The organism is Natronobacterium haloterrestre (genome assembly GCF_900112205.1).
Taxonomy (GTDB): domain Archaea; phylum Halobacteriota; class Halobacteria; order Halobacteriales; family Natrialbaceae; genus Natronobacterium; species Natronobacterium haloterrestre.
The window spans coordinates 296,818-322,225 of record NZ_FOKW01000004.1 but is presented as its reverse complement, the minus strand read 5'-3'; the positions used below and the strand labels follow the sequence as shown (position 1 = coordinate 322,225).

Below are 25,408 nucleotides of genomic sequence, written 5' to 3'. Positions count from 1 at the left end.
AAAAGTCCTTCGACGATCGACGACCGCCTTACAGTCCGAGCCAGCTCGATACGTTTGCCGTGATCCCCGCCGCGTCGACGAGCTTGTATCCGAGGTAAATTCCGACGATACCCATGAGTCCGGGCAGTTCGGGCGGTGCAGGGATCGGGACGTCGAACAACGCGAAGAAGCCGCCCGTTGCTGCGCCCGTAGCAAGACCGAGTAAGATGAGCTCGTAATTCATATCGGTCAACGGGGCGGGACGAACGAAAATCCTCCGACCTGGAGTCGCGGGCCGCCCTGATCCATCCCTTCGCGTTTCGTGCCGTCGATCGTCCCTCCGCCGCCGAGTTTTCGACTATCGTCGACACTCAACTTTATTATTGTCGAAAACAGGACTGTCTCGTATGCAGACGACTGCGACGTCGACCCAGTACGTATCGATGCCGGCGGATCTCGAGTCGCCGCGCGCGAAACTCGTCTACCTCTATCTCGCGTCCCACGGACGGTGTCCCGCCGATCGGCTCTGTACGGATCTCGACCTCTCGAAGAGTACGGTCCTCTCGATTACAGGGACGCTCCGCAAGCGAGGACACCTCGAACGGACGGACGACGGGTTCGAACTGGCTCGAACGTAACTCGGATTTTCGAGAGGGACCTGCCGCCGAAGCGAACGGGTGGACGACCCGTCGGGTACGACACGACGAAAACCAGGAGTGGGGACGTACTCGGCGAGGACGGCGGAAACGACGCGATCCGTCGGCTCAGAGTTCGATCCGTTCGACCAGTTGCTCCCGGTTCTCGTTGGTGTTGACCGCCACGATCCGGATCTCGTCCTCGAGTCCCGAGTCCCGGAGTTTGGCCTTCAGCAGGTTGTCGACCTGGTAGACCCCCGCGGCGTTGGTCATCGCGATTTCGACCATCACGGGCCGGGTGTCGCCCTCGTGGAGCGATACTCGCTTGATCGCCTGGCTCGAGAGCGTGTTGATCCCGCGGCCGCCGTGTTCGTAGGGAATGCGGGATCGACCGCTTTCCATGTCCAGGGCGTCGGCGACCCGGATCACGCCCGCCTCGGTCGTCAGCGGCGTCTCCGCAGTGTGGTGACAGAGGATCGCGTGGAGGATCTCGCCTTTCATCCGGACCGTCTCCGCGACGTCGTAGAACTCGGGGAGGATCCGATCCAGGATGTCCGCGGCCAGCGGGATGGAGTAGTAGACGTGTTCGTCGCGGTGGACCACGTGGCCCACGTCGTGCAGCGTCGCAGCCAGCGCGACGACCACTGACTCGTCTTCCTCCTCGAGTCCCTGCTGACCGGCGTGGAACTCGACGTCGCCGCCTTTCAGCAGATCGTACAGACACAGCGCGCGGTTGCGAACGATCTCGATGTGTTTCACGCCGTGATCGTTGTACCGCATCCGGTCGACCGCGTTGACGTTCTGGGCCTCGAGGTAAGTCTGGATCTCTTCGTCGTCCTCGACGAACTCGAGGACGCGGTTCAGTTTCTCGTCGGGGAACTCGTGTTCGGCATCGGGAGAATAGATGCGACGAGAGTCCGCTTCGGTACCAGAGTCGCTCATAGCCAAACGACGGCGGCCGGTTAGAAAAACCCTGTGCCGGCTACGAAATTTCCGCGTCGACGGGAGGACGGAATCGGGGGATCGTCGACCGGCTTACGCGGCGTCTTCGGCGGCCGCTTCGACCTCGACGTACTCCGGTTCGACGCCGGGGTCGTCGCTGACCCACGAGTAGGTGATCTCACCGTCGCTGTCGATCACGAAGACCGACCGCTTCGCGACGCCGTAGACGCCCAGGTCGGCGAAGTCCATCTCGACGCCGTACTCGTCGACGACCTCCTTGTTGAGGTCGCTGATGAGGCCGAACTCGAGGTCGTTCTGTGCGCGGAACTCGTTGAGCGTGAACGGGGAGTCGCGGCTGACGCCGTACACTTCGGCGTCGACATCGTCGAATGCGGACAGTCGGTCCTGGAACGTGCACATCTCCTCGGTGCAGACGCTCGTGAAGGCGCCGGGGAAGAAAGCGAGGACGATCGGCGCCTCGTCCTCGAGTCGCTCGGAGAGCGTGAAGGATTCGACGTCGCCGTTTGCGAGCGGTGCGGTGAAATCGGGTGCAGCGTCTCCAGTTTCTACCATCGATGGCTAGTTTCGGTTCGGCGTGAAAGACTGTTTCGTTACCAAATCGGTTCGGGAGTCCAGGCGGTGTCGGGTCTGGAGCGCGTCGATACGGTGCTCGAGAGGGTATCGGAGACCCCGAGTCCTCCACCGGAAGACCGCCCACGCTTATCCCCCTCGCCGTTCGAGCCTTCCGCTATGAGTATGACCACGTCGACGCGCGAGGCCATCCACCGGCTGAAGTACGACTACTGTTATGCCATCGACGACGGCGACTACGATCGGTGGGTCTCGCTGTTCACCGAAGACGGTCGATTCGTCCTCGAGGGCCAGCAGTCCTACGAGGGCCACGAGGAACTCCAGGCGTTCGCTACCGGGACGTTCGACTCGCTCTATGACTACTCGGCGCATTTCGTCGCGAACCCCGTCGTCGAACTCGAGGCCGGCGACGAAGCGACCGGTCGCTGGTACCTCCTCCTGTGCTATCGGGACGCCGACGGCAACGAGGGGTGGCGACAGGGTCGGTACGTCGACGAGTATCGGCGCGTCGACGGGAACTGGCGGATCGCCGAATCGCGCGCGTCGTTCGGCCTCTCGGGCGAGTTCTAGAGTAGCGCGCGCGAGAACGACGCGGATCGATGCCGGCCCGTGCAGGCCGAGCATGGACGGACATGTGAACTGATACGGTTTACTGTAGGTCATTCCCGGCGCAGCCGCGACCCTGGCGGCGGTTGTGCCGGTTCATCGGTACAGCAATCCGTATGAATCGTCGCTACCGAAGACCGACCGAACGTTTTCGGACGGATTTCCGCCCTCATGAGGGCGTCGCGGACTCTTGTTTAACTGAGCGGTCCAAAAAGGTTATAATTGCCAGCGGGTAAGCCACGCATAGAGATGGTAGCCGAAATCGCACCGCTGTTCATCCCCGGCGCACCCGGGGGTCCGGAACTACTGATCATCCTTTTCATCGCCATCTTGCTGTTCGGGGCGAACAAGATCCCGAAGCTGGCCCGGTCGACCGGCGAGGCCATGGGCGAATTCCAGAAGGGGCGTGAAAAGGTCGAAACGGAACTCGAGGAGATGCGTGAATCTGGCGAGTTCGAGGGCGTCGACGAGGACGACGACGACTTCGTCGACACCGAGCCAGTCACGAGTGAAGACGAGACCGAGACGGAAACGGAAACGGAAACCAACTAACCGTATTTTTCGGGGCGTGTGGCCTAGCGGAGAGGGCAGAAGGTTCCTAACCTTCTGATCGTGGGTTCGAATCCCGCCACGCCCGTGCAGCGACCGACGGGAGCGAACCGGCATGGTGGGATTCTAAGTAGACCGGACGCGCGCAGCGGAGCGAGCACGTCTGGGCGTAGTTCGAATCCCGCCACGCCCGTTCTGCGACGAACGGACGTGAGGAGTGAACGAGCACGGAGTTCGAACGAGAGAACGGCGAGCGAAGCGAGCCGTTCGCGTAGTTCGAATCCCGCCACGCCCCCTCGCTCCCACCAGCGTCCCGATCTCTCGAGGCCGACTATCGACCTCGAGCGGTCGAGCAGCCGGACGGCTACCTCATATCTCACTCCGACCGTCGGTTCGGCTCCCCGAACCGCGTCAGCGGCTCGAGTTCCTCCTCGTTCACGTCCTCGAACGCGGCACGCGCGATGACGCGGCGGTGGACTTCGTCCGCGCCGTCGACGATCCGGAACTGGCGGACCGACTCGTAGAAGTCCGACAGCGGGAGGTCTTTCCCGATGCCGTTGGCCCCGCAACACTGCACCGCGAGGTCGATCGCCTCCTGGGTGACGTTCGCGGTGAACACCTTGCACATCGAGACGGGGACGCGGGCCTCCTTCCCCGCGGCGATCCGGTCCGCGGCGTCCCGGATCGCGGTCCGGGCCACGTGGAGCCTGGTTTCGGCGTCGGCGATCCGGTGGCGAAGCGACTGTTTCTCCGAGAGCGTCGAGTCGAACCCCTGGCGCTCGCTCAGGTAGGCCTTCGCGATCTCGAGCGAGCGCTGTGCCATCCCCGAGTAGCGCATGCAGTGGGTGAGACGCGCGGGTCCGAGGCGTTCCTGTGCGTGGACGAATCCCTGATCCCGTTCGCCCAGCAGGTGCTCTTCGGGGACCCGGACTCCATCGTAGCGGATTTCGGCATGAGAGACGCCCAGCGAACCGCCGCCCATGTGGGGAATGTCGCGGACGACCTCGACGCCGTCGGCGTCCGCGGGAACGAGAAACAGCGAGCATCCCTGGTAGGGATGGGCGTCCTCGTCGGTCCGGGCGAGAACGATCAGCACGTCGGCCTCGACGCCCTGGGTGGTCCACCACTTGTGGCCGTCGATGACCCACTCGTCGCCGTCCTTCTCCGCGGTCGTCCGGATCATCTTCGGATCCGATCCGGCCCCTTGCATCGGTTCGGTCATCGAGAACCCCGAACGGATGTCGCCGGCGACCAGCGGCTCGAGGTAGGTCTCCTTCTGGAGATCGTCCCCGGCCAGTTCCAGCAGGTGCATGTTCCCTTCGTCGGGCGCGTCGACGCGCATCGCGACCTGTCCCAGCAGGCTCCGGCCGGCCTCCTCGAAGGCCGGGAGGGAGTCCCGAAAGCCCACGCCCATCCCGCCGTACTCCTCGGGGATCTGGGGCGCGTAGACGTCGTACTCGCGTGCGGCCTCGCGCAGTTCCGCGATGGTTCCGCTCGAGAGTGCCATTCCACCGGCCCGTTCGCGTTCGATCGGGAGGACGACCTCTTCCATCAGTGCGCGGGCCCGCTCGGCGACCGCCTGCGCCTGACTCGAGTCTGCGTACTCCATACGTTGGCTTTCGGTCCGCCGATGGTATAGTTGCTGGCTGCCATCTGAAAGTGAAAGAGCGAAATAGATTAACAAAACATGGATATATTTAACTTAGATTTACATCGATGTCCTGGATGACCGGCCCGCGCGCCGCCGAACCACGCTTCGCCGTCAGATTTGGGCCGATCCGGGCTGTTTGCCCGCCGAACCGTCCGCGTTCGTTTCAGCGGGTCGCTCTCCCGTATAATGTCTGATAGAAATCATTGTGGGAATGATATGATCTGGAGATGTCCGATACCAATAGTCACTGGCAGCGCCATCGAAGTGACGGAATCCGGCGTTTCATCCCCGATGACGGCCGACAGCGTTTCCGTTATCAGATATGGTAATGGCCACGTGACCTTTTTGAAGGGTGAGTATTTGCTTGAATGTAATGGCTATTGACGAGGCCGACCGGTCGGACGCCGGGGACTTCTCCGAGGGCGAGGCGTCCGACGCTGTGTCGGAGGCGGAACGAACCCCCGAAGGCGGCGAGTCGGAACCGTCGGCCCGGGTCGGGGAGTACACGTGGGCGGACTTCATGGACGAGTACGGCTACGGCGACGAAGTCTCCTCTCTCTATCCCGACGACCCGGATCCGGGCCGTGAAGGCGGCGACCAGCTCGGACTCGAGACCGACGAGGAAATCGAGCCGTCACCCCCAAGCGGCGACGACTGGGACGCAGTCGAGTTCGATCCGGAAGCCTACCTGGGTTACCATCCGGACGACCTCGTCGACCGCGTGCTCCCGATCGCCGGCGACAACCACGACCTCCTCGAGACCGAGTTCCTCGAGTACGTCGATCCCGAGACCACGCCGGTCGTCAAGGACGTCTGGACCTGGGAACACTACAAATGGGTGTACTACTACGACGAGAACGGCGATCGACCCCGGGATAGCGACGGCGAGGTCGTCCCCCACGACAAGGAGGAGGCGCTGGGGTTCGACCCGGACACGCTCGAGGAGCGGCTGTCGATCGGCGAGGACATCGCGATGGAACTGGACGACGTCGTCGACGAGCGAACGGTCAACGTCCAGGATGACATCGACGAGGACGAGTTCTTCTCGACCGCCGCGGGGAACACGACGCTGTCGAACCGCTACGATCTGGAGAAGGCGGTTCCGATGGAGAAGAAGAAACACTTCCGCGAGGTCGAGCGCTACTGGGTGAACAAACCCTACGCCTACGTCGTTATCTTCCACTCGGAGAAGGAAAACGAGAAGAAGTACTACGTGATCGAGCCGTACCTGAACGAGATCGAGGAGGAGCTCCAGGAGTTCCTCTCGGGCAAACTCAGGACGGCGATCAAGTATTCCGACGACGGAGTCAAAGAGAAAGCCGACGAAGACGGCCGGCGGACGGTCATCGAGGACGAAACCCGTCGGCTCTTACAGCGGTACGACCTCTTCGAGGAGACGTCCGGAAGCACCGACGCCGGTATCATTGAGACGGTCAAACGCCTTCTCAACGACGACGAGGACGAGGACGACGAGGACGACGGACCGGCCGAACTCGAGGGCATCTCCGTCCGCCCGGAGCCGGCGATCCTCGCAGACGATCCGGACACGCTGACGGAGTACCAGGTCGAGAAACTGCTCTACCTGCTCAAACGGAACTTCATCGGCTACGAGCGCATCGACGGCATCAAACACGACATCAACGTCGAGGACATCTCCTGTGACGGATACAACTCGCCCGTCTTCGTCTACCACTCCGAGTACGAGCAGATCATCTCGAACATCTACCACGGCGAGGACGAACTCGACGACTTCGTCGTCAAACTCGCCCAGCGTTCCGGGAAGGGGATCAGCAAACGGCTCCCGCAGGTCGACGCGACGCTTCCCGACGGCTCACGTGCCCAGCTTACGCTCGGTCAGGAGGTCTCCGATCACGGGACCAACTACACGATCCGCCAGTTCAAGGACGTGCCCTTCACCCCGATCGACCTCATCAACTGGAACACCTTCTCGCTGGACGAGATGGCGTTCCTCTGGCTCTGTATCGAGAATCACAAGAGTCTGATCTTCGCTGGCGGGACCGCGTCCGGGAAGACGACCTCGCTGAACGCAGTCTCGCTTTTCATCCCGAGCAACGCCAAGATCGTCTCGATCGAGGACACCCGCGAGGTCGAACTCCCCCAGCGAAACTGGATCGCCAGCGTCACCCGTCCCTCGTTCGCGGACGACGAACAGGGCGACGTCGACGAGTTCGACCTGCTCGAGGCCGCGCTCCGCCAGCGGCCCGACTACATCGTCATGGGTGAGATCCGCGGCGAGGAGGGTCGAACGCTGTTCCAGGTCATGTCGACGGGTCACACCACCTATACGACCTTCCACGCCGACTCCGTCGACGAGGTGCTCAAGCGGTTCACGACGGACCCGATCAACGTCTCGAAGACGATGTTCACCGCGCTGGATCTCGTTTCGATCCAGACCCAGACGCGGGTGCAGGGCCGGAAGGTCCGCCGGAACAAGTCCCTGACCGAAATCAACCACTACGAGGCCGAAAACGACGAGATCAACGTCCAGGACGTCTACCAGTGGCAGGCCGAAACCGACGAGTTCCTCAAGATGGGTGACTCGAACACCCTCGAGGAGATCCAGTTCGACCGGGGCTGGAGCACGGAGAAACTCGAGGAGGAACTGTTCAAACGGGAGGTCATCCTCGCCTACCTCATCAAAAACGAACTGAATACCTACGCCGAGGTCGCGGCGACGGTCCAGGCGTTCATCAACGACCCCGACACCATCCTCACCCTGATCGCCAACGGCCAACTCGAGGAGAGCCTCGAGGACCTCCGCGAGATGGAGAGCGTCCTCATCGACGTCGACCAGGAGAAAGAGGAACTGGTTCCCCGGCCGGAGGCGACGACCGAGACCTACAACACGTCGATGGACATCCTCGAGCGGGCCGAAGAATCGCTGTTCGAGGAGTACCGCGGCAGGGTTCCCAGCGGTCTCGCCAGTGCGCTCTCGGACGTCGACGACGCCGACACGATCGAGGTCGAGGGTGAGACCGAGACCGAGACCGGGACCGAAGCCGACGCGGACGCCGGCCCGTTCGAACCCGAGGACCTGGATGATGCCCTCGAGACGGACGCCTGGAACCCGGAAGACGGATCGACGGCGTTCGGAGCCGGTGGGGGCGACGAGTCGCCGGCCTGGCTGTCCGAGGATAACGGGTTCGAGGTCGGTGGCGACGGCAGCGACGGCGGCGTGACCGCGGATGCCGGGACCGCTTCGGGATCGGCGGACGACGCCGGCGCCGGTGGCATCGGCGGAGCCGAGGCGGACGCGACCGGGGCGTTCGACGCCGAGGTCGAGGCCGAGACTGAAGCCGAGACGCAACTCGATGTCGCCGACGAGAGCGGGTCCGAGACCGGAGCCGTCGTCGGCGTCGAGACGGCCGGCGGTGGGACCGAAACCGACGAGGAAACCGGTCCGTTCGAGAGTTCGGCGGGATCGACGGGTTCGACGCTCTCCGGCCCTGCCACCGGCATCGAAGCCGGGGACGACTCGAGTTCCGCCGACGACTCTACGGTCTTCCCCTCCGACGATCCGGAAGAAAGTGACTTTGGCGGCCTGTTCGACGACATGGGCGAGACGCTGGACGAACTCGAAACCGCCGAGACCGCCGAGACCGCCGAGACCGACGGGTCGGATCACGACGACGGAGGCTCGGGGGAAACCGGGGATCCACCGGTCTTCTCCGTCTCCGAGGGTGACTTCGAGTCGATCTTCGATCCCGACTCCGACGACGGGACCTCGACGGACTTTACGGACGAACTCGAGAACGACAGGGCCGAGCAAGCCCCCTCGGGGTCGGAATCCGTGCGAGGATTCGATACTGGCACTGACACTGACACCGATGCCGACCGCGACTCCAGCACCGGCTCTGGCTCCGACGACGAAAGCACCGGTCGATCGACCACCGACCGGGAACCACCGACGATCGAGATCGACGAGGACGCGACCGAGTCGACGGAGTCCGGCGGCACGGACGAGTCCGATGACTCGGACGATTCGTCCGAGTACGGTCGTGAGCCACCGACGATCGAGATCGACGAAGAGGAAGCCGAGGACAACGACGGGCCGGACGAACGGGCAGGCGACGACGGTTCCGCACCGGGAGAGCCCGACGACGAGCGAAACCGGTCGAGGCCGGACCACGACTCCGACGGAAACGGGGACGAGGACGAGGACGAAGACGAGGACGAGGACGTGGACGTGGTCGCCGCCGGACCGGTCGACGAAACCGCCGACACCGATTCATCGGCCTCCGACACCGACACCGGCACCGACACTGACTCCGGAGATGAAACTGAAACGGAGATCGACGACGACAACGACTCGATCTTCGGCTCCGACGACACGTTCGGCGGCCAGCGCGACCCCGTATTCGACGACGCGGCCGATTCCGCCGGGTCGGACGGCGACGACGAGTCCCTGTTCGACGACCCATCCGAGGCCGGCGAGGAGTCGATCTTCCACGGCAGCGGTGACTCGACCGACGACGGCGAACGCAACCCCGACGAGGACGACGCATGAGTCTAGGAACCGACGATGGCGCTCGATCCGGAGTGAGCGCCAGCGGATCCGGCGCGAGCAGCGCGGACGGACTCGGCGATGCGTTCTATCCGCTGTACGATCGGCTGTTCGACGATGACGGCGAGTTCGTCGCCGACGTCGAAACCAAACTCGGGCAGGCCCGGATGACGGATACGGTCGAACTCTACCTCTCCCGGGCGCTCGGGATCGGATTCATCAGCGGCCTCGCACTGTGGCTGATCGGGCTGACGCTCGGCTACGGCATCTTCGCGACCGGGCTCGTTACAGTCAACGAACTGCTCGGGATTCCGATGCAGAACCAGACGCTGATCGAGATCCTCGACGCGCTTCGCGTCCCGGCGCTGGTCTTCTCTACCGGGCTGGTCTTCGGGACGATCGGGTTCGCGCTCGGGTTCGGCTCGCTGGTCGCGATCCCGTACTCGCGTGCGTCGGCCCGCAAGCGCGAGATCAACATGCTGTTGACCGACTCGGTCTCCTTCATGTACGCGCTGTCGGTCGGCGGGCTGAACCAGCTCGAGATCATCGACGCGATGGCCCAGGCCGACGACACCTACGGCGAGGTCGCAAAGGAGTTCCAGAGCATCGTCAAAGAGACCGAGTACTTCGACGTCGACTACCGGACCGCCATCCGGAAACAGGCCCTCGAGACGCCCAGCGACGAACTCTCGCAGTTCCTGACCGACATGCTCTCGATCGTCAACAGCGGCGGCGACATGGAGAGCTTCCTCGAGGACAAGAAAGAAAAGCACATGCGAACCGCCAAGCAGGAACAGGAACTCACCCTCGAAACGCTCGAGTTGTTCGGCGAGATGTACATGACGCTGTCGCTTTTCCCACTGCTTTTGATCATTATCATGGTCGTCATGCAGATGATCCCGCAGGCGGACGTGACCAACGAGATGCTGTATATGACCGTTTACGGCCTCATTCCGCTGACGGGGATCGGGTTTCTCGTTTTGGTTTCGACGGTCAAACACGACGAACCCGGCGACGGCTACCTCTCGATGAACGTCGGCGAAGCCGGCGACCGGACCGAGACCGGCCAGCAGGGGGGCGTGCTCGATCTCGGGCTGGTCGAACAGTTTACCGGTGACTACAGCGTCTTCGCCCGGATCAAGAACCGCGAGGGAACCCACGCGACGCTCGAGGTGCTCAAACAACCGCATATCTTCTTCCGGGATAATCCGCTGTTTACCCTGGCGCTGACGGTCCCGACGGCGCTCGTAGTCGTGGCGACGGCGATGGTGAACGGCTCGGCGCCAACCTCCTGGGACGGACTCGTCGCCAACCCCATCTGGGGCACGTTCGTCTACGTCTACGTCCCGCTGTACATCGTCGCTATCCCGCTCTCGATCTTCCGTGAGTGGAACGTCCGGCACCGAAACACCGTCGTCAACCAGCTCTCGGAGGATCTCCGGAAACTCTCGAGCGCGAACGATACCGGGCTGACGCTGCTCGAGTCGCTCAAATCCGTCGCGGAGACGACGAGCGGGAAACTCGCCCGCGAGTTCGAGATGATGCACACGAAGGTCAACTACGGGACGAGCCTGAAGGCGGCCCTGATCGAGTTCAATAACAAGTACCACATTCCGCGGCTCGCCCGGACGACACGGTTGATCACGGAAGCACAGGAGGCCTCGAACCAGATCACCGACGTGCTCCGAACCGCGGCCCGCGCAAGCGAGAATCACGACGACATCGAACGGGAACGCAAGTCCCGAACTCGGATGCAGGTCGTCATCATCATCATGACGTTCATGACCGTCCTGGCGGTGATCGCGATCCTCAAGACCCAGTTCATCGATACGATGGCAGGTCTCGAGGCCGGCGGTGGTGACGTCGACGCGGCGGGTGGCGGCGGCGAACTCGCCCAGGCGGACCTGAGCGACAACATCAACGTCGATATGCTGTCGGTGTTGTTCTTCCATGCAGTGACGTTACAGGGGATCATCTCGGGGTTCATCTGCGGATACATGCGGGACGCGGACATCCTGAGCGGCCTGAAGTACGCGGTTGCGCTCTCGACGATCGCACTGGTCGGCTGGACGCTGGTGGCCTAACATGATCGGGGGGAGCAATCGACGCCGAACGGGCGGACGGGTGAACGAACGAGACGAGAGCGACCGAACCCAGGTGGCTGGTTCCGACTCCGTATCTCCATCCGTCTCGAGTCCATCGCGTACGCGGACCCGCGGACAGACGACCCAGGACTTCGCGGTCGGGATCGGAATCTTCATCCTCGCGATCGCGTTCGTCTTTGCCTTCCTGCCGTCGATCGTGACGCCGTACGACACCTCGACGGGCGGGGCCGAGACGGCCCAGGCGGACCGGATCGCGGACAGGGTGGTCGAGAACCTCTCGACGGGAGGATCGCCGAATGAACTCGATGGAGACAAATTCGAAGACGTGTATATCGACGGCGATCTCGCCGAACTGGTCGGTCTTCGAGCCGATACGTCGGAGGACATTCACTACGATCACGTATCCATCCGCGTCGAACCGCTCAATGTTTCGAGATCCGACGAGGGTCCGCTCGAGTCAGGGAGCGAAGACCTCGTTGCGAGGACGACTGAGTACGACGACCAAGCGGCGGCCAGTTCGGCTCGAGTCGTCACGTTTGAGGACGAAACGTTCGTAGACGGCGAAGAACCGCCTTACAGACTTGTCGTGAGGGTGTGGTGATATGCGACAAGGAACGTCGACGTCGAACGAGCGTGGCCAGGCGTACACCCTCGAGGGATTCATCGGCGCGATGATCGTCCTCACAGCGGTGTTGCTCGCTTTGCAGTCGGTTGTTATCACACCGACGACGGGCGGAGCCGCGGATCGATCCGTGCAGGCACAGATCCAACAGGAGACTCAGGACGCACTCGTGGTCGCTGCCGCCACGGACGACGAGGCTAACCTCTCGGCCATGGTTCGCCACTGGGACGGAGACGGCGGCTTCAACGGTACCGACCAGCCTGGCCCGGAGGAGGAAGTGTACACTGTCGAAGATTTTAGCGAGAAATTCGTGCTGGGAAAAGTGCTCGATAAGCGATTTACCGAAGCCGGGCAGAACTACAACGTCGAACTGCATTACCTGAACGAGACCGCAACCGGCGACCGGGTCCACGAAAACCGCTCGCTCGTCGTACAGGGAAGCCCCTCCTCGGACGCCGTAACCGCGAGTTACACGGTCAGTTTGTTCGATAATCAGTCGGTGACCTCTAACGAGGGGGCCGCTGATACGATACGCGAGGCTGCGGACAACGATTCAGAGTCGATACCACGGCTCGACGATACTGGGGAAGAGCTGTACAACGTCGTCGAAGTACGGGTGATCGTATGGTGACCGATCTCGAGGGGACCGATCGTGGTCAGATCATCCTGATCGGTGCCATCACGTTGGCGTTTATAATCCTCGGTGTCGTCGTCGTCTTCAACGGCGTTCTCTACACGGAAACGATCTCGTCAGGTGCATCCAGTCAGTCGGCGACGACCGAGGACGTCACCGGCTACGAGGTCGAACAACACCTCGAGTGCCTCCTCGCCACTCACGACGACTCGAGTGGAGTCGAGAACGACCTGGAGGCCTACACCGATGCCTACAGAAACGTAAGTTCGCAGTCGTCGGCAGGAGTGACGAACGTCAGCGTCGCCGACGATTCTATCGACGCAAGCGGGCCAATCAACGTCACGATCACCTACGACACACACGAGTTCAGTTACAACCAGACACGGGAGATCGATCCAGGCAACGGAAACTGTCCGGAGGAACCATGATCGGCGACGGGTTCGACACGGACACGGACACGGGCACGGAACACGAACGCGGTGTCTCGGTCGCCGTCACCCACGTCCTCACGATCGGAATTACGACGATCCTCATCGCGATGTTGCTAACCAGCGGGGCGACGCTGCTCGAGTCGGAAACCGAGCGGTCGGCCGAGTCGTCGCTCGAGACGATCGGCGAACGCCTCGCGGACGAGATCGAAAACGTCGACCGGATGGCACACGGCGACACTCACTCGGTGCGCGTTACGACGGAGCATCCTGGAACGGTCGCGAACTCGAGGTATACGGTGGAACTGCTGGGATCGGACGATTGTGAGGACGACGATGCGCCGCTGCTCGACGGTTCGACCGAGTGTCTCCGACTGACTGCCGACGAAATCGAGCGGCCGGTGTACGTTCCGGTCGTCGTCGAGACTGATATCGGCGATGAGGGCCCGGTAAACGGTGGCACGATCGAGATCGTGTACGACGGAAACTCCGGCGAGGAACTCGAACTCAAGGAGGTGAGCCGATGAACTCACGAACTGGGCGTATTCGATCGCGGTGGCACCGCGACGACCGAGCCGTATCCGAGGTGGTCGCGTTCGTTCTCGTGTTCGGCATCATCCTCAGTTCGATCGCGTTGCTCTCGGTAACCGGTTTCCAGGCGATGGACGATTACCAGGAGATCGAACAGCAGCGAAACGGCGAACGGGCGATGGGCGCGCTCGCGGAGAATTTCAACGACGTGCTCCGGTACGACGGGATCGATCAGCGATACGGGGAACTGTCACTTCGGGGTGGCACGATCAGGACTGGTAGCGGGGGAACGGCGATCAACGTCAGCGTGAACGGCGAGTTCATCGGGGACCGAAGCGCGTTCGACGAGAGCGGCATCGACGGTGATAGCCTCGAACTCGGCGAATTCAGCTACGAATCCGGCTCCGATACGCTTTCGTACGAGGGCGGTGCGGTGATTCGCGAAAGCGATGGCGGCGCCGTCGTTCTCGAGGATCCCCTCTTGACGTACAACGAAGAAACCGATACGGCGATTATCTCGCTCGTACGGATCGCCGGTGACGACCGATCGATCCAGAGCAGCGAGAGCACGGGATTCACGCTCTCCGTCGAAAATCGGACGACGGAGGTCGTCGACGATCCGGGCACCGTCTCTGTCGAAGTCCCGACTGCCGAATCCGACGCGAAAGAGGACGCGTGGGAACGCACACTCGAGGACTGGGAGGTGGGAGAACGCGACGACGTCGACCGAGCCGTAATTACGGTCGTTACTGTCGATATCTCGTACTGACGTGTTTTCGCGGTCCTCTCCGTTCGCCGTGTTACTCCCAGTCGCCCGTCACCATCGCCCGCAAACCCGCTCGAGCGGTCAAGCGCTCTACCAGTTCGGCGTGGGTTTCGGTATCACCCCCGGTCTCGAGGTAGAGGCCGTTCGAGAGTTCCTGCGGTTCGGCCATCGGCGTGCCGTCGGCGCGAACGGGGTCGTCGTTCAGAACCGTCGATTCGGATCCCTCCTCCGGACTCCAGGGGACTGACACCCCGGAAAGTCCCCGCTCGAAGAGGTACTCCGTGGCGGCGACGAGGGCGCGGTCGGAACTCGAGTGCCCGATAGCACCGATCGATCCGCGGTCGTTGAAAAACCGGACGACGTACTCGCCGTCCTCGGCCCCATCGTCGGAGTCCTTCGGGTCCTCCTCGCGCGAGAGATCGTTCGTCCCGGGTTCCGGTTCTGTTCCGTCGACGTCGTCGGCGTCCTCTCCCGACCGCGTTTCGTCGCGGTTCTCGTCGCTCCCTCCGTCTCGGTCTCTGTGGTCCTCCGGTTCCGGTCTTGCCGGACTCTCGTGTCCGTAACCGTCGTCGCTGAACTCGAGCGTGAGCCCGTTCTTCTCATCCTCGCTGTTGTCGGCGTCCAGGGTTTCGACGGAACCGGAGCCGGCGAACGCGTCGATCAAGCCGTCGAGGAACTCCTCGGCCGCCGACGCGAACTCGCCGGCGTGGGTTTCACCGCCTGGTACCGTCTCCGTTAACTCGTCGGTGATCGCTTCGGCCAGCGACTCCCGCTCGAGGACGAGCCGTCTCGCCACGAAGGGACGGGCGTGGCGCTCGAGCCGTCTGGCGACGACGGGACGGGCGTAGTGTTCGAGCGCGGACTCGCGCTCGACCAGTGAGGGGAGTCGACAGCCCAGGCGTTCGGTTCCACCATCACCGCCGGCAAGCAGGAGGAACTCCCGACCGTTCGTATAGAGCGCCCGATCGACGCCGGATCGATCCATGGCTCGCTCGAGCGCCGCTGCTCGGGTTTCGTCGAGGGTCTCGTCGGCGGCCTCCACGGCGACGAAAACGGCTGGAACGTCGCCGATGGAGAGTACGTACTCGAGGCGGATACCGCCGATCGATCGATCCGTCCTCCGGGTCTCCGAATCGGCCGTGGTATCCCACCCAAGCGTCTCGAGGAACGGTTCGACGAGCCAGGTACGGGTCTCCCGTTGGGTCGTCGGCGTCGAGGACTCGAGAAGTGCACGCGAGCGTGCGACGTAGGCCGGGAGGTCGCCGATGTCGGGATCGGAACCGTCGTTCGTTCCGGGGTCCGTTCCAGGGCCGGGTCCGGAACCGGAATCGGTCATACCACCAGCATTCGAACCCGGCTACGTAAGCGTATCCGAACGGGCAGGGAAGATGCGATCGTCGCTATCGGGTCCCGTGACATGGGATCGCGAGAACGCGACGGGAGGCGGCAGGCGGGAGGAGGCATCGGAATCCGTACCGAACGAGGCCGACGTTACTCGTCGTCGCGCTGGTAGATCCGCAGTCGGGCGTCGTGGACCGAGAAGGCGGATTTGAGGTTGGGCGGAATCGTCTCGGCCTTGCCGATGACGAGGTACCCTTCGGGGCGGAGCGATTCGGCGATCACCTCGAGCATCGATCGTTTGTACTCGTTGTCGATGTAGATGAAGAGGTTCCGGCAGACGACCAGGTCGAACCCGGATTTGGGATCGTCGTTGATCAGGTCGTGGCGTTCGAAATTCACGATCTCCTTGACGTCGTCGCCGATCCGGTAGGTGCGGCCGTCTCGGTCGACGTATCGCGAGTAATCGTCCAGAAAGGAGAGTTGGTCGTCCATGTCGACCGTCCGTGACTCCTCGTAGACGCCCTCCTCGGCCGTCTCGAGGGCCGGTTCGCTGATGTCGGTTCCCAGGATCTCGATCGCCGACTCGTCGATCCGCCGATCGTCGTGAGCGAGCATCGACAGCGAGTAGGGTTCGCGGCCGTCGGCGCAGGCGGCGCTCCAGACATCGACGGTATCGGTCCGTCCGTCGGCGTCGGCCGACAGTGTCCGGAGCACCTCCCGAATTCCCGACCAGACGTCGGGGTTCCGGAAGAAGCCGGTGACGTTGATACTCATCGCCTCGAGCAACGCCTCCTGCTCGTCGGGATCCGATCGCAGCGTCCGCAGGTAGTCGGCGTAGTCGTCGCTCTGGGTTCGGCGCATCCGGGAGGAGACCCGCCGGTCGAGGTAGCTGTCGTTGTAGTGGCTGGTCGCGAACTGCAGTTCGTCCTCGACGAACGAAAGCAGGTCGTCGAACGCGTCGTCGCTCATAGCTCCGTCACTCCGGTGGTTCCGTCCGACTCGGAGATCTTCACGAGGAGCGTCCCCGAGCCAGGCGTGAACTCGACGGTTCGCCCCCGATCGCCGCCGACGTCCTCGGCGACCAGTGGCACGCCGAGTTTCTCGAGTTCGTCGCGTGCCGCAACGACGTTGCGCTGACCGACCCCGTCCCCGAAACTGTCGAATTCGAACATATCACTTCCTCCTGCGATCTTTGCCTCGACGGACGTATAACTCGCTCCTTTTTCGACCATCCGCCGCAGCAAGGCCCGGATCGCGGTGTCGGCGTACTTGCCGGGCTTTCGATCGCTGTTTTCGGCCGCGTCACCGTCGGGTAACATCGCGTGGGCGAGCCCGCCGATCTCGCTGTCGGGGTCGTAGAGGGCGATCGCGAGACAGGAGCCGAGACCGTACGACCTGAGCGTCTCGTCGCCGTCGCTCACAGCCAGCTCGGAGATACCGACCTGGACCGGCGTTGGCGCGCCTGGTTCTGTTCCGTACGTCTTCATGCGTTATCGACTTCCTGGAAGTCGGCGGTCGTCGGTGCGTCCTCGATCCGGCCGACGTCTAAGTCGTTCAATGCCCGCTCGAGGTCGGCCTCGTCCGGGATCGCGTACACTTCGCAGTCGAACTCCTTCCCGTCGGCCGTGATGAGGGTATCGAACACGAACGCGAACTCCTGGTTTTCGCCGAGTTGGACGATCACGGGGTCGACTGCGGCGGTGCCGATGTCGTGGACGAACTCCGGCGTCGAGTGGTCGATCGTCGTGTCGAGGACGTTCGCCCAGCCGTCGAGGAACCCGCTTGCCATGATGTTGCCGAGTTCCTTGATCGCGCTCGTCCCCATCTCGTCGAAGCTCTCGGGGCCCTCGTCCGCGTCGCCGTCGCCGGTCGCCATCGGGACCATCGCGTCGACGATTTCCCTGGCGGATTCCTCGTCGAACAGGAACAGGAGATAGCCGCTTGGCACCCCGTCGAACTCGAAGGCGACGCCGACCAGCCGCTCGTCGGGGACCTCCTCCGGGATCGCCTCGAGCGAGACGAAGTTGAGCCGGCGGATCTCGACGCTCGTGTCGATCCCGGTCAGCGTCGTCGCGGTGTTTGCGACCTCCTCCGCGCCGCGTTCGGCCATCCGGTCGAACCCCTCGAGTTTGTCGTACTCGATGCCGCCGCTGTCGCGAAGCTGTTCGAGGACCTGAGACATCGACTCCCGCTCGGGGAACAGGTAGTGGCTGAAGCCCACCTCGGTGTCGACGGCCTCGATGTGGCTCTGGAAGAGCAAGGCGAGGTCGTCGTCGTCCGGCGCTTCCTCGAGGTCGTTGAAGAAGACGTCCGCCGACGCGCCCTCGACGAACTCGGGGGTGGAAACGTCGATGACGGTCTCTAACACGTCGGCCCAGCCGTCGATGAAGCCGCTGTTCATGATGTGCCCGACTTCCGTGACGGCGCTGCGGCTCATCTCGTCGAACTCCTCGGCATCGGACTCGGAGACGATCGTCTCGACGATGCGAAGCGCGTTCTCTCGGTCGAAGACGACGATGGAATAGCCCTCGATCGCACCGCCGAGTTCGACACGGACGCCGACTTTCTCGGTCGGGTCCTCGAAGTCGCGGCGGATCTCCCGGCCGCGCATGAAGTTGAGCTTCGTCACGCCGACCCGCGTTTCGACGTCGGTCATGTGAGTCAGTCGACCCGCGGCCAACCCGGCGCCTTCCCGAGCCATCCGGTAGAACGTTCCGAGCGCGTTAACGTCGAGTTTCATGACGAGTGGGAGGTGGGCGTCGAACTCTTCGAGGGGACGTCCATAGCGTTGACCATTTCGACGAACGTCTCGAGGTCGGGGAACGCGTAGATCTCGGCCTCGATCTGGTAGCTCGGAACCGTCAGGTCCGAGTCGAAGAACAGGGCGAGATCGTCGCCGCCCAGTCCCGCGGTCCGGCTGACGATCTCGCCGCCGGGCGCGTAGACGAGTTGGGGCGCGGCGATGTCGATCACGCGTCCGAGGACGTCGGCCCAGCCGTCGATGAAGCCGCTTGCCATCATCGTCCCCATCTCCTCGACGGCGCTTCGGGCCATCTTGCCGGAGACGTCGGACATGTCGTCGACGACGTCGTCGAGCATGATCGCCGTGATCTTCTTGGCGCTCGTCTCGGGGAAGAGGATGAGGATGTGACCGTGGGGCGGGTCGTGGAGCCGAACTCGGACGCCGACGCGCTTGCCGTCGTCGAGTTGTCCCTCGAGGTCCTCGACGTCGATGAAGTTCGTCTTCGTCACCTCCATCTGCGCGTCCTCGCCGGTCAGCTTGCTCATGTTGTCGGCGACGCCGTTCGTCCCGACTTTCGCCATCTCGTTTATAAAACTCAGCTTGCGGATATCGACTTTCATCGTCATGTGTTCCTCCGTTTCCGTGGGTGTCGGTGTGGGTGTGGGTGTCGGTGTCGGTATGACCGTGACTGTAACTGTCGGTGCGGGCGTCGATACGGCTGAACGCCTCCGTCTGGCTGTGTGTTCCGTCTCATAGCGTCGTTACGTCGAGGATGTTGACCACCTGTCCCCGCCCCCGTACAGTCGCCCCACTGAGCCCAGGGATGCCGCCCATGAACCCTTCGAACGGCTTGACGACGACCTCCTGCTGGTCTCGGACCCGGTCGCAGTGAAGGGCGATGGGCCGAACGTCGTCGCGGATCCGGACGATCATTCCCCGGTCGCCGGTCGGTTCGGAGCCGACGGCGGGTTCGGTCCCCGTTCCGGCCCCGGCACCGACGGCGGTCGCTCCGACGTCCCCGCCGGACGCGCCATCGGACGCGACGGCCGCCTCGGCACCGATTCCCTCGTCGACCTCGAGTTCGTGCTCGACGTCGAATCCGAGTTCGGATCCGAGTTCGACGACCCGGTACTCCTCGTTGCCGTCGACGATCGCCGGCTCGCCGTCGACGGCCTGTACCATCGCCGTCGACTCGACGTCCTGGACCACCTTGGTCGGGATGCCGAACTCGGCGTCCCCGACCTCGAGGAACAGGACGTCCTCGATGGCGATCGACACCGGAAGGGTCATCGTGACCGTCGTCCCTTTGCCGGGCTGGCTCTCGATCTCGACGGTGCCGTCGAGGTCTTCGACGGTTCGCTTGACGACGTCCATCCCGACGCCGCGGCCGCTGACGTCGGTCACCGAGTCGGCCGTCGTGAATCCGGGGTGGAACGCGAGGTCGTAAACCTCGTCGTCGCTCAACTCCTCGGCCGCGTCCTCCTCGAGGATGCCGGCGTCGATGGCTTCCGAACGGAGCCGGTCGGGATCCAGCCCCGCACCGTCGTCGGACACCGTGATCGTCGCCCGGCCCCGGGACCGCGATGCGGTGACTTCGACCGACCCCTCACGGGGTTTGCCGGCAGCTTCCCGTTTTTCCGGTGGTTCGATCCCGTGATCGACGGCGTTTCGAACGAGGTGGATCAGTGGATCGCGGATCCGGTCGAGGATACTCCGATCGAGTTCGACACCCTCGCCGGAGAGTTCGAAGGCGACGTCTTTCTCCTGTTCCCGGGCGATGTCCCGGACGATCCGGGGGAGCCGGTTGACGACCGTCTCGAGGGGGACGAGTCGGACGTCCATCACGGTCTCCTGGAGGTCGGTCGTCAGATCGGTCAGGTCGTCGAGTTCGGGCTCGATCTCCGAGATGTCCTCCCCGGCGTCGGCCGCATGCCGGAGCCGAATACGGGTCGTCACCAGCCCCTCGACGAGCGTCCGGAGTTCGTCGATCCTGTCCACGTCCACCCGGACCGACTGGATCTCCTCGGTCCGGTCGGCGGGCTCGTCTCGACTGGCCGGTTCCGGCACGGTGAGATCCGGAATCTCGAGGTCCGGTTCCTCGATGACGCGTTCGGGCTCGGCATCGCGTTCGAGATCGACCCCCTCCGTCCGGGCGTCGGGTCCGGCTTCGATGTCGCCGAAGCCGCTGTCGACCCCCGGTTCGATTCCCGGGCCCTCGTCGTCGATGCCCGACGCATCGAACTCCCCGGCGGAGTCGACGCTCACGTCCACGTCCGAGTCGATCCCGGAGTCGTCGAGGTCGATCTCGTCGATAACGTCGGTTCCGTCGCCCGCCTCGAGCGTTTCGTCAATCGACTCGTCGACGGGGGTGGCGTCCGAGGAGTCGGTATCGTCGGTTCCGTCGCCCGCCTCGAGCGTTTCGTCAATCGACTCGTCGACGGGGGTGGCGTCCGAGGAGTCGGTATCGTCGGTCGGTTCCGCCGACTCGACCGTCGCTTCGAACTGGAACCCACCGGTCTCGCCCTCCTCGTCCTCGTCGTCGCCCTCGTCGTTCTCGGGTTCGTCCACAGTACCCGCATCGACCGGCGTCGCGTCGTCGACGTCGCTCTCGGCGACGCCGTCGTTACCGAACTCGTCGGCATCGAAACTCGTCTCGACGCTGAATTCGGACTCCGTGTCGTCGAACCCGTCGGTGTGCTCGAGGTCTGTACCAGTGAACTCCGCCGGTTCGGGTTCCGGTTCGTCGGCCCCGGTGTCCAACGTCGTTTCGCTCTCGAAGTCGGCGTCCGCATCCGCATCCGCGTCCGCGTCCGCGCCGAAGGCGTCGTCGAACCCGTCGTCGCCGAACTCTGGTTCGAAATCGATGTCGGCCTCCACGGGATCCGGTTCCTCGGACTCGAATTCCGTGTCGGGGTCCGCGAGATCGTCGTTATCGACATCGTCGTCGGCCGCGTCCTCGAGGTCGGACTCCACTTCGGCTGGACCGACTTCCCCTTCGGTCGCGTCCTCGAGGTTGGCCTCCAGATCTTCTGTGCCTGGTTCGTCGATTTCCTCGGCAGCGTCGGCTTCCGGTTCGTCGCCGAAGTCGACGATCTCGTCCTCGGTCGCAGCCCACGCGGGGTCCGCTTCGACCGGCTCGTCGCCTTCGGTCGCAGCGGCGGCTTCGTCTTCGCTAACGTCCGCGGTGATTCCGTCGGCGTCTGGCTCCCCATCGCTCGCGTCCGCCTCGCGGTCACTGTCCGCGTTTACGGGCTCGAGTTCGGATTCAGGTTCGGGTTCGGACCCGTCGTCCACACTCTCCGGGGATGGACGTTCTGCAGCCTCGCTTTCGGCGTCCGGTGCAACGCCCGGGAACGGTCCGCTGCCGACGCTCGGGTCCTCGAGTTCGCCGGCCGCGTCTTCCTGCTCGTCCCCGGCTGTTCCCGCCGAGTCGGGGGCAGTTTCGGTTTCGGCCGGTATCGGTTCGGCGTCGTTCGAGGCTTCGGCTGCGGTGTCGGTGTCGGTTCCCGCGACGGCCTCGGAACCGGTCTCTGCAGCGGGTTCGGGAGTCGGGGATTCCGGCTCCGTTTCTGGTTCCAGTTCCGCCTCCGCCTTTGTCCCCGACTCTCCCTCCCCCTCGTCTACATCCGTGTCCGCTTCGAGATCGGCGGCGGTCGACGACCCCTCGCTGTCGTCGCTCTCGAGGAACGGATCGTCGGCCGGCGAGCCCTCGTCGACTTCGTCGCCGAGCAGTTCGTCCATGCCGACCTCCTCGTCGGAGTCGAACTCGTCGAACTCGAGTTCCTCGAGTTCGTCCTGGAGTTCGTCGAAGCCGACCATCTCGACCTCGTCTTTGAGTTCCTCGAAGACGGCACTCGCGTCCTCGACTTCGTCGTCCGCCGGGGCCGTCGTCGGCTCGTCGGCCGCATCCTCGTCGGCTCCGGTCGCCGCGTCGTCGGTATCGGTCCCGTCGGCGGCCGACTGCGGTTCGTCGGCCGGTTCAGGGGCGGTCCCGGCGTCGGCGGCGTCGGCGGCGTCTGCCTCCGTCTCGGCCTCGACGTCCTCGAGGAGGTCGTCGAACGATCCGGCCTCGCCCATCTCCTCGAAGGCCTCCAGATCGTCGTCCTCCTCGACGTCCTCGACCAGTTCGTCCAGGTCGTCGAACTCGTTGAACTCGTCGAGCAGTTCGTCGACCTCGAGTTCCTGTGCTTCGTCGGGCGAGAGATCCGCGCTGGGCGCGGTACCGGGCTCGAGGTCGGCGAACGGATCGTCTTCGGCCGCGCTTGCGGCGGTCGTTTCGCCCGACGTCGACCCGGAACCGATCCGATCCGTTACGCGGATGATCTCGAAGTCCGCCACCTCCTCGACCGGCTCGAGGCCGGAGGCGATGGCGGATTCGCTGACGGGGCTGGCGAAGACGGCGTCGATCAGCTCGCCGTAGTCACCGGCCGCGATCGTCTCGCGGGACGGTTCGGTGCCGATCAGCTCGAACGCGTCGATCAGCGCCTCGACGACGAGCATCCCGTCGTTGACGCCCTCGCCGGTGTCGGCGATCGAGAGCCGCGCGAGGTAGGCCTCGTGATCGTCGTTGGCCGGCCGCGCGAGGTCCGCGACCACGTCGTCGATCTCGGCCTCGGTGGGGGATCTGAGCCCGGCCGGGCCGTCGAGGTGGTCCCGCAGGGCGTCGATCCGCTCCGACGGATCGGTCTCGATTTCGCCGTGGCGGTCGACCTCCCGGACCATCGTCTCGAGTTCGTCGACGGCGTCGAAGATCGCGTCCATCAGCTCCGGCGAGACCTCGAGATCGCCCGACCGAACCGCGTCGAGGACGTCCTCGATGGCGTGGGCGAGGTCGCTCGCGCGCTCGAGGCCGGCCGCGCCGCAGTTACCCTTGAGCGTGTGGGCGACCCGGAAGATGTTCTCCATCGCTTCCTCGTCGTCGGGGTGGCGCTCGAGGGTCAGCAGGGCGTTGTTCAACTCGGTGATGCGTTCCTCGCTCTCCCGGACGAAGTCGGGCCAGTACTCGGTCATGGGTCACCTCCGGTATTCTCGTCGACGGCGTCGACGGCGTCGACGGTGCAAGCGTCGACGATCCCGTCGACGATCTCGTCGGCCGGCGCGATCTCGTCGATGCAGCCGGTTTTGATCGCCTGACAGGGGATGCCGAAGACGGGACTCGTCGTCTCGTCCTGTGCGATCGTATACCCGCCGGCGGCGTCGAGCGCTTCGATTCCCGCCGCGCCGTCCTGTCCCATCCCGGAGAGGACGACGCCGCAGAGTGGTCTCGAGACGCGATCGGCCACGCTCTGCATGGTGACGTCGATCGACGGGCGAACGCCGTGGACGTGGTCGTCATCGGTGAGAGACAGCCCGATCGATCGACCGACGTCGCCGGTCACCTCGAGGTGGGCGTCGCCGGGCGCGACGACGGCCTCGCCGGGCCCGACGCGGTCGCCGTCAGTCGCCTCGCGGACCGCGTACTCGCCTGCGGCGTCCAGTCGATCGGCAAACCGCCCGGTAAACGCCGCTGGCATGTGCTGGACGACGAGGACGGATGCCTCGAGGGCGGCCGGCAGTCGTTCGAACAACCGTTCGACGATCCTGGGGCCGCCGGTCGAGGCCCCGACGACGATCGTCGGTGCGTCTCCGTCCTCGGGCCGACCGTCGACCGTGACGGGTGCGCGGTCGGCGCTCGAGTCGGACGAATCGGGATCGGGCCGCCAGTTCGATCGGGACTGCGGTCCGGCCGATTCCGCTTTCGAGGGGCCGTCACCGGGGCCAGCGTCGCTCCGGGCGGCGACCGATCCGCCGGAGTCGGGTCCCGACGCGGCCGCCCGATCGGCACGGACGGCGGCGGTCGCGTTCGCCGCCGCCGCCGTTCGGGCCACCGCCAGCGACGAGACGTCGGCGTTTGCGAGTTCGGTCACCTTCTCGATGACCTCGCTCGCGAGATGGCCGATGTTCCGCGACCCCGATCCGTCGGGTTTTCGGAGGAAATCGACCGCACCGCTCTCGAGTGCGTCGAAGGTCGCCTCCGCGCCCTCCTCGGTGTAGGCACTCAGCATGAGGATCGGCACCGGATCCGTCGTCATGATCCGTTCGACGGCCTCGATGCCGTCCATCTCGGGCATCTTCACGTCCATCGTGACGACGTCCGGTTCGAACCCGTCGACCGTCTCGAGGGCCTCGCGTCCGTTCGCGGCCGTTTCGACGTCGTAGCCGGCGTCGGCGAGCGCGTTGCCGATGACTGTTCGCATGAACTGCGAGTCGTCGACAACGAGTGCGCGCGTCATGCCGCGACGACGTCCGTAAGCGCCTTTCTGACGCTCGGTTCCTCGAACGGCTTCGTGACGTAGCCGTCCGCGCCGGCCTTGACGGCCAGTTTCATCTTTTCGCGTTGTCCGACGCTCGTACACATGATCACCCGGGCGTCCGGGTCGATCTTCTTGATGGCGGCCGTCGCCTTGATGCCGTTACACTTCGGCATCACGATGTCCATCATTACGATGTCGGGTTCGTGTTCCTTGTACAGTTTGACCGCTTCGGCACCGTTGGACGCCTCGCCGAGAATGCGGTAATCCTCCTCGAGGATCTGTCGCAGTAGATTCCGCATAAAATGTGAGTCGTCCACGATGAGCACCCCTGTCGACATTCAGTAGTACACCAAATTCTGATAGAAATACGATTACCATAAATGCTGTCTCTCGATTATCAATCGTGATAAGGCACAGATACCGGGTCGACGACCGGGGAAAGCGGGGGTACCACGAACGGTTATACA

General features: G+C 64.0%; 22 protein-coding genes and 1 tRNA gene. 11 read left to right on the top strand and 12 right to left on the bottom strand.

Translation table 11 applies throughout. The features are described 5' to 3' along the window. Nucleotides 1-28 precede the first annotated feature (28 nt). Nucleotides 29-223: a XapX domain-containing protein gene (locus BM113_RS10530; protein WP_007140682.1), complete on the bottom strand. Its 195-nt coding sequence runs from the start codon at nt 221-223 to the stop codon at nt 29-31. Nucleotides 224-386: 163 nt separating this feature from the next. Here BM113_RS10530 and BM113_RS10525 point away from each other — a divergent pair, with 163 nt between their 5' ends. Then, on the top strand, nt 387-617 hold the full coding sequence (locus BM113_RS10525) for a helix-turn-helix domain-containing protein (RefSeq protein ID WP_089787777.1): 231 nt from the start codon (nt 387-389) through the stop codon (nt 615-617). Between the two features lie 126 nt (nt 618-743). On the opposite strand, the gene BM113_RS10520 is transcribed toward BM113_RS10525, so the two are convergent. Continuing rightward, nucleotides 744-1,556, bottom strand: coding sequence for an HD domain-containing protein (locus BM113_RS10520; RefSeq protein ID WP_089787775.1), 813 nt, complete (start codon nt 1,554-1,556; stop codon nt 744-746). A gap of 93 nt (nt 1,557-1,649) precedes the next feature. Continuing rightward, the gene (locus BM113_RS10515) at nt 1,650-2,129 is read right to left on the bottom strand and encodes a redoxin domain-containing protein (protein WP_089787773.1); all 480 of its coding nucleotides are present in this window, start codon (nt 2,127-2,129) and stop codon (nt 1,650-1,652) included. A 177-nt stretch (nt 2,130-2,306) separates the two neighbouring features. Here BM113_RS10515 and BM113_RS10510 point away from each other — a divergent pair, with 177 nt between their 5' ends. The 3 genes from BM113_RS10510 (at nt 2,307) to BM113_RS10500 (ending at nt 3,390) form a co-directional block, all read left to right on the top strand. After that, on the top strand, nt 2,307-2,717 hold the full coding sequence (locus tag BM113_RS10510; protein WP_245758020.1) for a nuclear transport factor 2 family protein: 411 nt from the start codon (nt 2,307-2,309) through the stop codon (nt 2,715-2,717). Nucleotides 2,718-3,002: 285 nt separating this feature from the next. Further along, nucleotides 3,003-3,305, top strand: coding sequence for a twin-arginine translocase TatA/TatE family subunit (tatA, locus tag BM113_RS10505; protein ID WP_089787768.1), 303 nt, complete (start codon nt 3,003-3,005; stop codon nt 3,303-3,305). Nucleotides 3,306-3,317: 12 nt separating this feature from the next. Further along, nucleotides 3,318-3,390 (top strand) — tRNA-Arg (locus BM113_RS10500). 288 nt (nt 3,391-3,678) lie between these two features. Here BM113_RS10500 and BM113_RS10495 read toward each other — a convergent pair. Continuing rightward, the gene (locus BM113_RS10495; RefSeq protein WP_089787767.1) at nt 3,679-4,911 is read right to left on the bottom strand and encodes an acyl-CoA dehydrogenase family protein; all 1,233 of its coding nucleotides are present in this window, start codon (nt 4,909-4,911) and stop codon (nt 3,679-3,681) included. Nucleotides 4,912-5,326: 415 nt separating this feature from the next. Between BM113_RS10495 and BM113_RS10490 the strand changes: the two genes are divergently transcribed. From BM113_RS10490 to BM113_RS10460, 7 genes are read left to right on the top strand one after another with little or no spacing between them, the layout of a single operon-like run. Continuing rightward, the gene (locus BM113_RS10490) at nt 5,327-9,481 is read left to right on the top strand and encodes an ATPase, T2SS/T4P/T4SS family (protein ID WP_089787765.1); all 4,155 of its coding nucleotides are present in this window, start codon (nt 5,327-5,329) and stop codon (nt 9,479-9,481) included. Next, nucleotides 9,478-11,562, top strand: a complete 2,085-nt coding sequence (locus BM113_RS10485; protein ID WP_089787763.1) for a type II secretion system F family protein — start codon at nt 9,478-9,480, stop codon at nt 11,560-11,562. Before BM113_RS10490 ends, BM113_RS10485 begins: the two co-directional genes overlap by 4 nt. A gap of 40 nt (nt 11,563-11,602) precedes the next feature. Next, entirely contained in the window at nt 11,603-12,184 is a 582-nt protein-coding gene (locus BM113_RS10480) for a DUF7287 family protein (protein WP_007140691.1), read from the top strand. Between the two features lies 1 nt (nt 12,185). Then, nucleotides 12,186-12,836 carry a DUF7288 family protein gene (locus tag BM113_RS10475; protein WP_089787760.1) on the top strand — a complete coding sequence of 217 codons (651 nt, stop codon included), beginning with the start codon at nt 12,186-12,188 and terminating at the stop codon, nt 12,834-12,836. Next, a complete protein-coding gene (locus BM113_RS10470; RefSeq protein WP_089787758.1) occupies nt 12,830-13,267 on the top strand; it encodes a hypothetical protein in 438 nt (145 codons plus the stop codon). The genes BM113_RS10475 and BM113_RS10470 overlap by 7 nt, the downstream gene beginning before the upstream one ends. Next, nucleotides 13,264-13,794, top strand: a complete 531-nt coding sequence (locus BM113_RS10465; RefSeq protein WP_089787756.1) for a DUF7266 family protein — start codon at nt 13,264-13,266, stop codon at nt 13,792-13,794. The genes BM113_RS10470 and BM113_RS10465 overlap by 4 nt, the downstream gene beginning before the upstream one ends. Beyond that, nucleotides 13,791-14,567, top strand: coding sequence for a DUF7289 family protein (locus BM113_RS10460; protein WP_089787754.1), 777 nt, complete (start codon nt 13,791-13,793; stop codon nt 14,565-14,567). Before BM113_RS10465 ends, BM113_RS10460 begins: the two co-directional genes overlap by 4 nt. A 31-nt stretch (nt 14,568-14,598) precedes the next feature. Here the strand turns inward: BM113_RS10460 and BM113_RS10455 are convergent, their stop codons facing one another. The 8 genes from BM113_RS10455 to cheY form a co-directional block, all read right to left on the bottom strand. Beyond that, nucleotides 14,599-15,900, bottom strand: coding sequence for a hypothetical protein (locus BM113_RS10455; RefSeq protein ID WP_089787752.1), 1,302 nt, complete (start codon nt 15,898-15,900; stop codon nt 14,599-14,601). A 155-nt stretch (nt 15,901-16,055) separates the two neighbouring features. Continuing rightward, nucleotides 16,056-16,874, bottom strand: coding sequence for a CheR family methyltransferase (locus tag BM113_RS10450; RefSeq protein ID WP_089787750.1), 819 nt, complete (start codon nt 16,872-16,874; stop codon nt 16,056-16,058). Continuing rightward, nucleotides 16,871-17,392 (bottom strand): chemotaxis protein CheD, encoded by a 522-nt coding sequence (locus BM113_RS10445; protein WP_089787748.1) that lies wholly within the window; start codon nt 17,390-17,392, stop codon nt 16,871-16,873. The genes BM113_RS10450 and BM113_RS10445 overlap by 4 nt, the downstream gene beginning before the upstream one ends. After that, complete coding sequence (locus BM113_RS10440) at nt 17,389-18,645, bottom strand: chemotaxis protein CheC (RefSeq protein ID WP_089787746.1); 1,257 nt, start codon at nt 18,643-18,645, stop codon at nt 17,389-17,391. The genes BM113_RS10445 and BM113_RS10440 overlap by 4 nt, the downstream gene beginning before the upstream one ends. Next, nucleotides 18,642-19,274, bottom strand: coding sequence for a chemotaxis protein CheC (locus BM113_RS10435; protein ID WP_007140700.1), 633 nt, complete (start codon nt 19,272-19,274; stop codon nt 18,642-18,644). The genes BM113_RS10440 and BM113_RS10435 overlap by 4 nt, the downstream gene beginning before the upstream one ends. A gap of 124 nt (nt 19,275-19,398) precedes the next feature. Continuing rightward, nucleotides 19,399-23,658 (bottom strand): ATP-binding protein, encoded by a 4,260-nt coding sequence (locus BM113_RS10430; protein ID WP_089787744.1) that lies wholly within the window; start codon nt 23,656-23,658, stop codon nt 19,399-19,401. After that, nucleotides 23,655-24,920 (bottom strand): chemotaxis-specific protein-glutamate methyltransferase CheB, encoded by a 1,266-nt coding sequence (gene cheB / locus BM113_RS10425; protein ID WP_089787742.1) that lies wholly within the window; start codon nt 24,918-24,920, stop codon nt 23,655-23,657. The genes BM113_RS10430 and cheB overlap by 4 nt, the downstream gene beginning before the upstream one ends. After that, on the bottom strand, nt 24,917-25,279 hold the full coding sequence (cheY, locus tag BM113_RS10420) for a chemotaxis protein CheY (RefSeq protein WP_006671731.1): 363 nt from the start codon (nt 25,277-25,279) through the stop codon (nt 24,917-24,919). The genes cheB and cheY overlap by 4 nt, the downstream gene beginning before the upstream one ends. Nucleotides 25,280-25,408: the final 129 nt, after the last annotated feature.

What these genes read in the sequence shown, in the direction of transcription:
- tatA (WP_089787768.1), top strand. Translation starts at nt 3,003, where the DNA reads ATGGTAGCCGAAATCGCACCGCTGTTCATCCCCGGCGCACCCGGGGGT.
- BM113_RS10525 (WP_089787777.1), top strand. Translation starts at nt 387, where the DNA reads ATGCAGACGACTGCGACGTCGACCCAGTACGTATCGATGCCGGCGGAT.
- BM113_RS10465 (WP_089787756.1), top strand. Translation starts at nt 13,264, where the DNA reads ATGATCGGCGACGGGTTCGACACGGACACGGACACGGGCACGGAACAC.
- BM113_RS10510 (WP_245758020.1), top strand. Translation starts at nt 2,307, where the DNA reads ATGAGTATGACCACGTCGACGCGCGAGGCCATCCACCGGCTGAAGTAC.
- BM113_RS10530 (WP_007140682.1), bottom strand. Translation starts at nt 223, where the DNA reads ATGAATTACGAGCTCATCTTACTCGGTCTTGCTACGGGCGCAGCAACG.
- BM113_RS10435 (WP_007140700.1), bottom strand. Translation starts at nt 19,274, where the DNA reads ATGACGATGAAAGTCGATATCCGCAAGCTGAGTTTTATAAACGAGATG.
- BM113_RS10520 (WP_089787775.1), bottom strand. Translation starts at nt 1,556, where the DNA reads ATGAGCGACTCTGGTACCGAAGCGGACTCTCGTCGCATCTATTCTCCC.
- BM113_RS10475 (WP_089787760.1), top strand. Translation starts at nt 12,186, where the DNA reads ATGCGACAAGGAACGTCGACGTCGAACGAGCGTGGCCAGGCGTACACC.
- BM113_RS10485 (WP_089787763.1), top strand. Translation starts at nt 9,478, where the DNA reads ATGAGTCTAGGAACCGACGATGGCGCTCGATCCGGAGTGAGCGCCAGC.
- BM113_RS10460 (WP_089787754.1), top strand. Translation starts at nt 13,791, where the DNA reads ATGAACTCACGAACTGGGCGTATTCGATCGCGGTGGCACCGCGACGAC.
- cheB (WP_089787742.1), bottom strand. Translation starts at nt 24,920, where the DNA reads ATGACGCGCGCACTCGTTGTCGACGACTCGCAGTTCATGCGAACAGTC.
- BM113_RS10495 (WP_089787767.1), bottom strand. Translation starts at nt 4,911, where the DNA reads ATGGAGTACGCAGACTCGAGTCAGGCGCAGGCGGTCGCCGAGCGGGCC.
- BM113_RS10470 (WP_089787758.1), top strand. Translation starts at nt 12,830, where the DNA reads ATGGTGACCGATCTCGAGGGGACCGATCGTGGTCAGATCATCCTGATC.
- cheY (WP_006671731.1), bottom strand. Translation starts at nt 25,279, where the DNA reads ATGTCGACAGGGGTGCTCATCGTGGACGACTCACATTTTATGCGGAAT.
- BM113_RS10450 (WP_089787750.1), bottom strand. Translation starts at nt 16,874, where the DNA reads ATGAGCGACGACGCGTTCGACGACCTGCTTTCGTTCGTCGAGGACGAA.
- BM113_RS10445 (WP_089787748.1), bottom strand. Translation starts at nt 17,392, where the DNA reads ATGAAGACGTACGGAACAGAACCAGGCGCGCCAACGCCGGTCCAGGTC.
- BM113_RS10515 (WP_089787773.1), bottom strand. Translation starts at nt 2,129, where the DNA reads ATGGTAGAAACTGGAGACGCTGCACCCGATTTCACCGCACCGCTCGCA.
- BM113_RS10440 (WP_089787746.1), bottom strand. Translation starts at nt 18,645, where the DNA reads ATGAAACTCGACGTTAACGCGCTCGGAACGTTCTACCGGATGGCTCGG.
- BM113_RS10490 (WP_089787765.1), top strand. Translation starts at nt 5,327, where the DNA reads ATGGCTATTGACGAGGCCGACCGGTCGGACGCCGGGGACTTCTCCGAG.
- BM113_RS10455 (WP_089787752.1), bottom strand. Translation starts at nt 15,900, where the DNA reads ATGACCGATTCCGGTTCCGGACCCGGCCCTGGAACGGACCCCGGAACG.
- BM113_RS10430 (WP_089787744.1), bottom strand. Translation starts at nt 23,658, where the DNA reads ATGACCGAGTACTGGCCCGACTTCGTCCGGGAGAGCGAGGAACGCATC.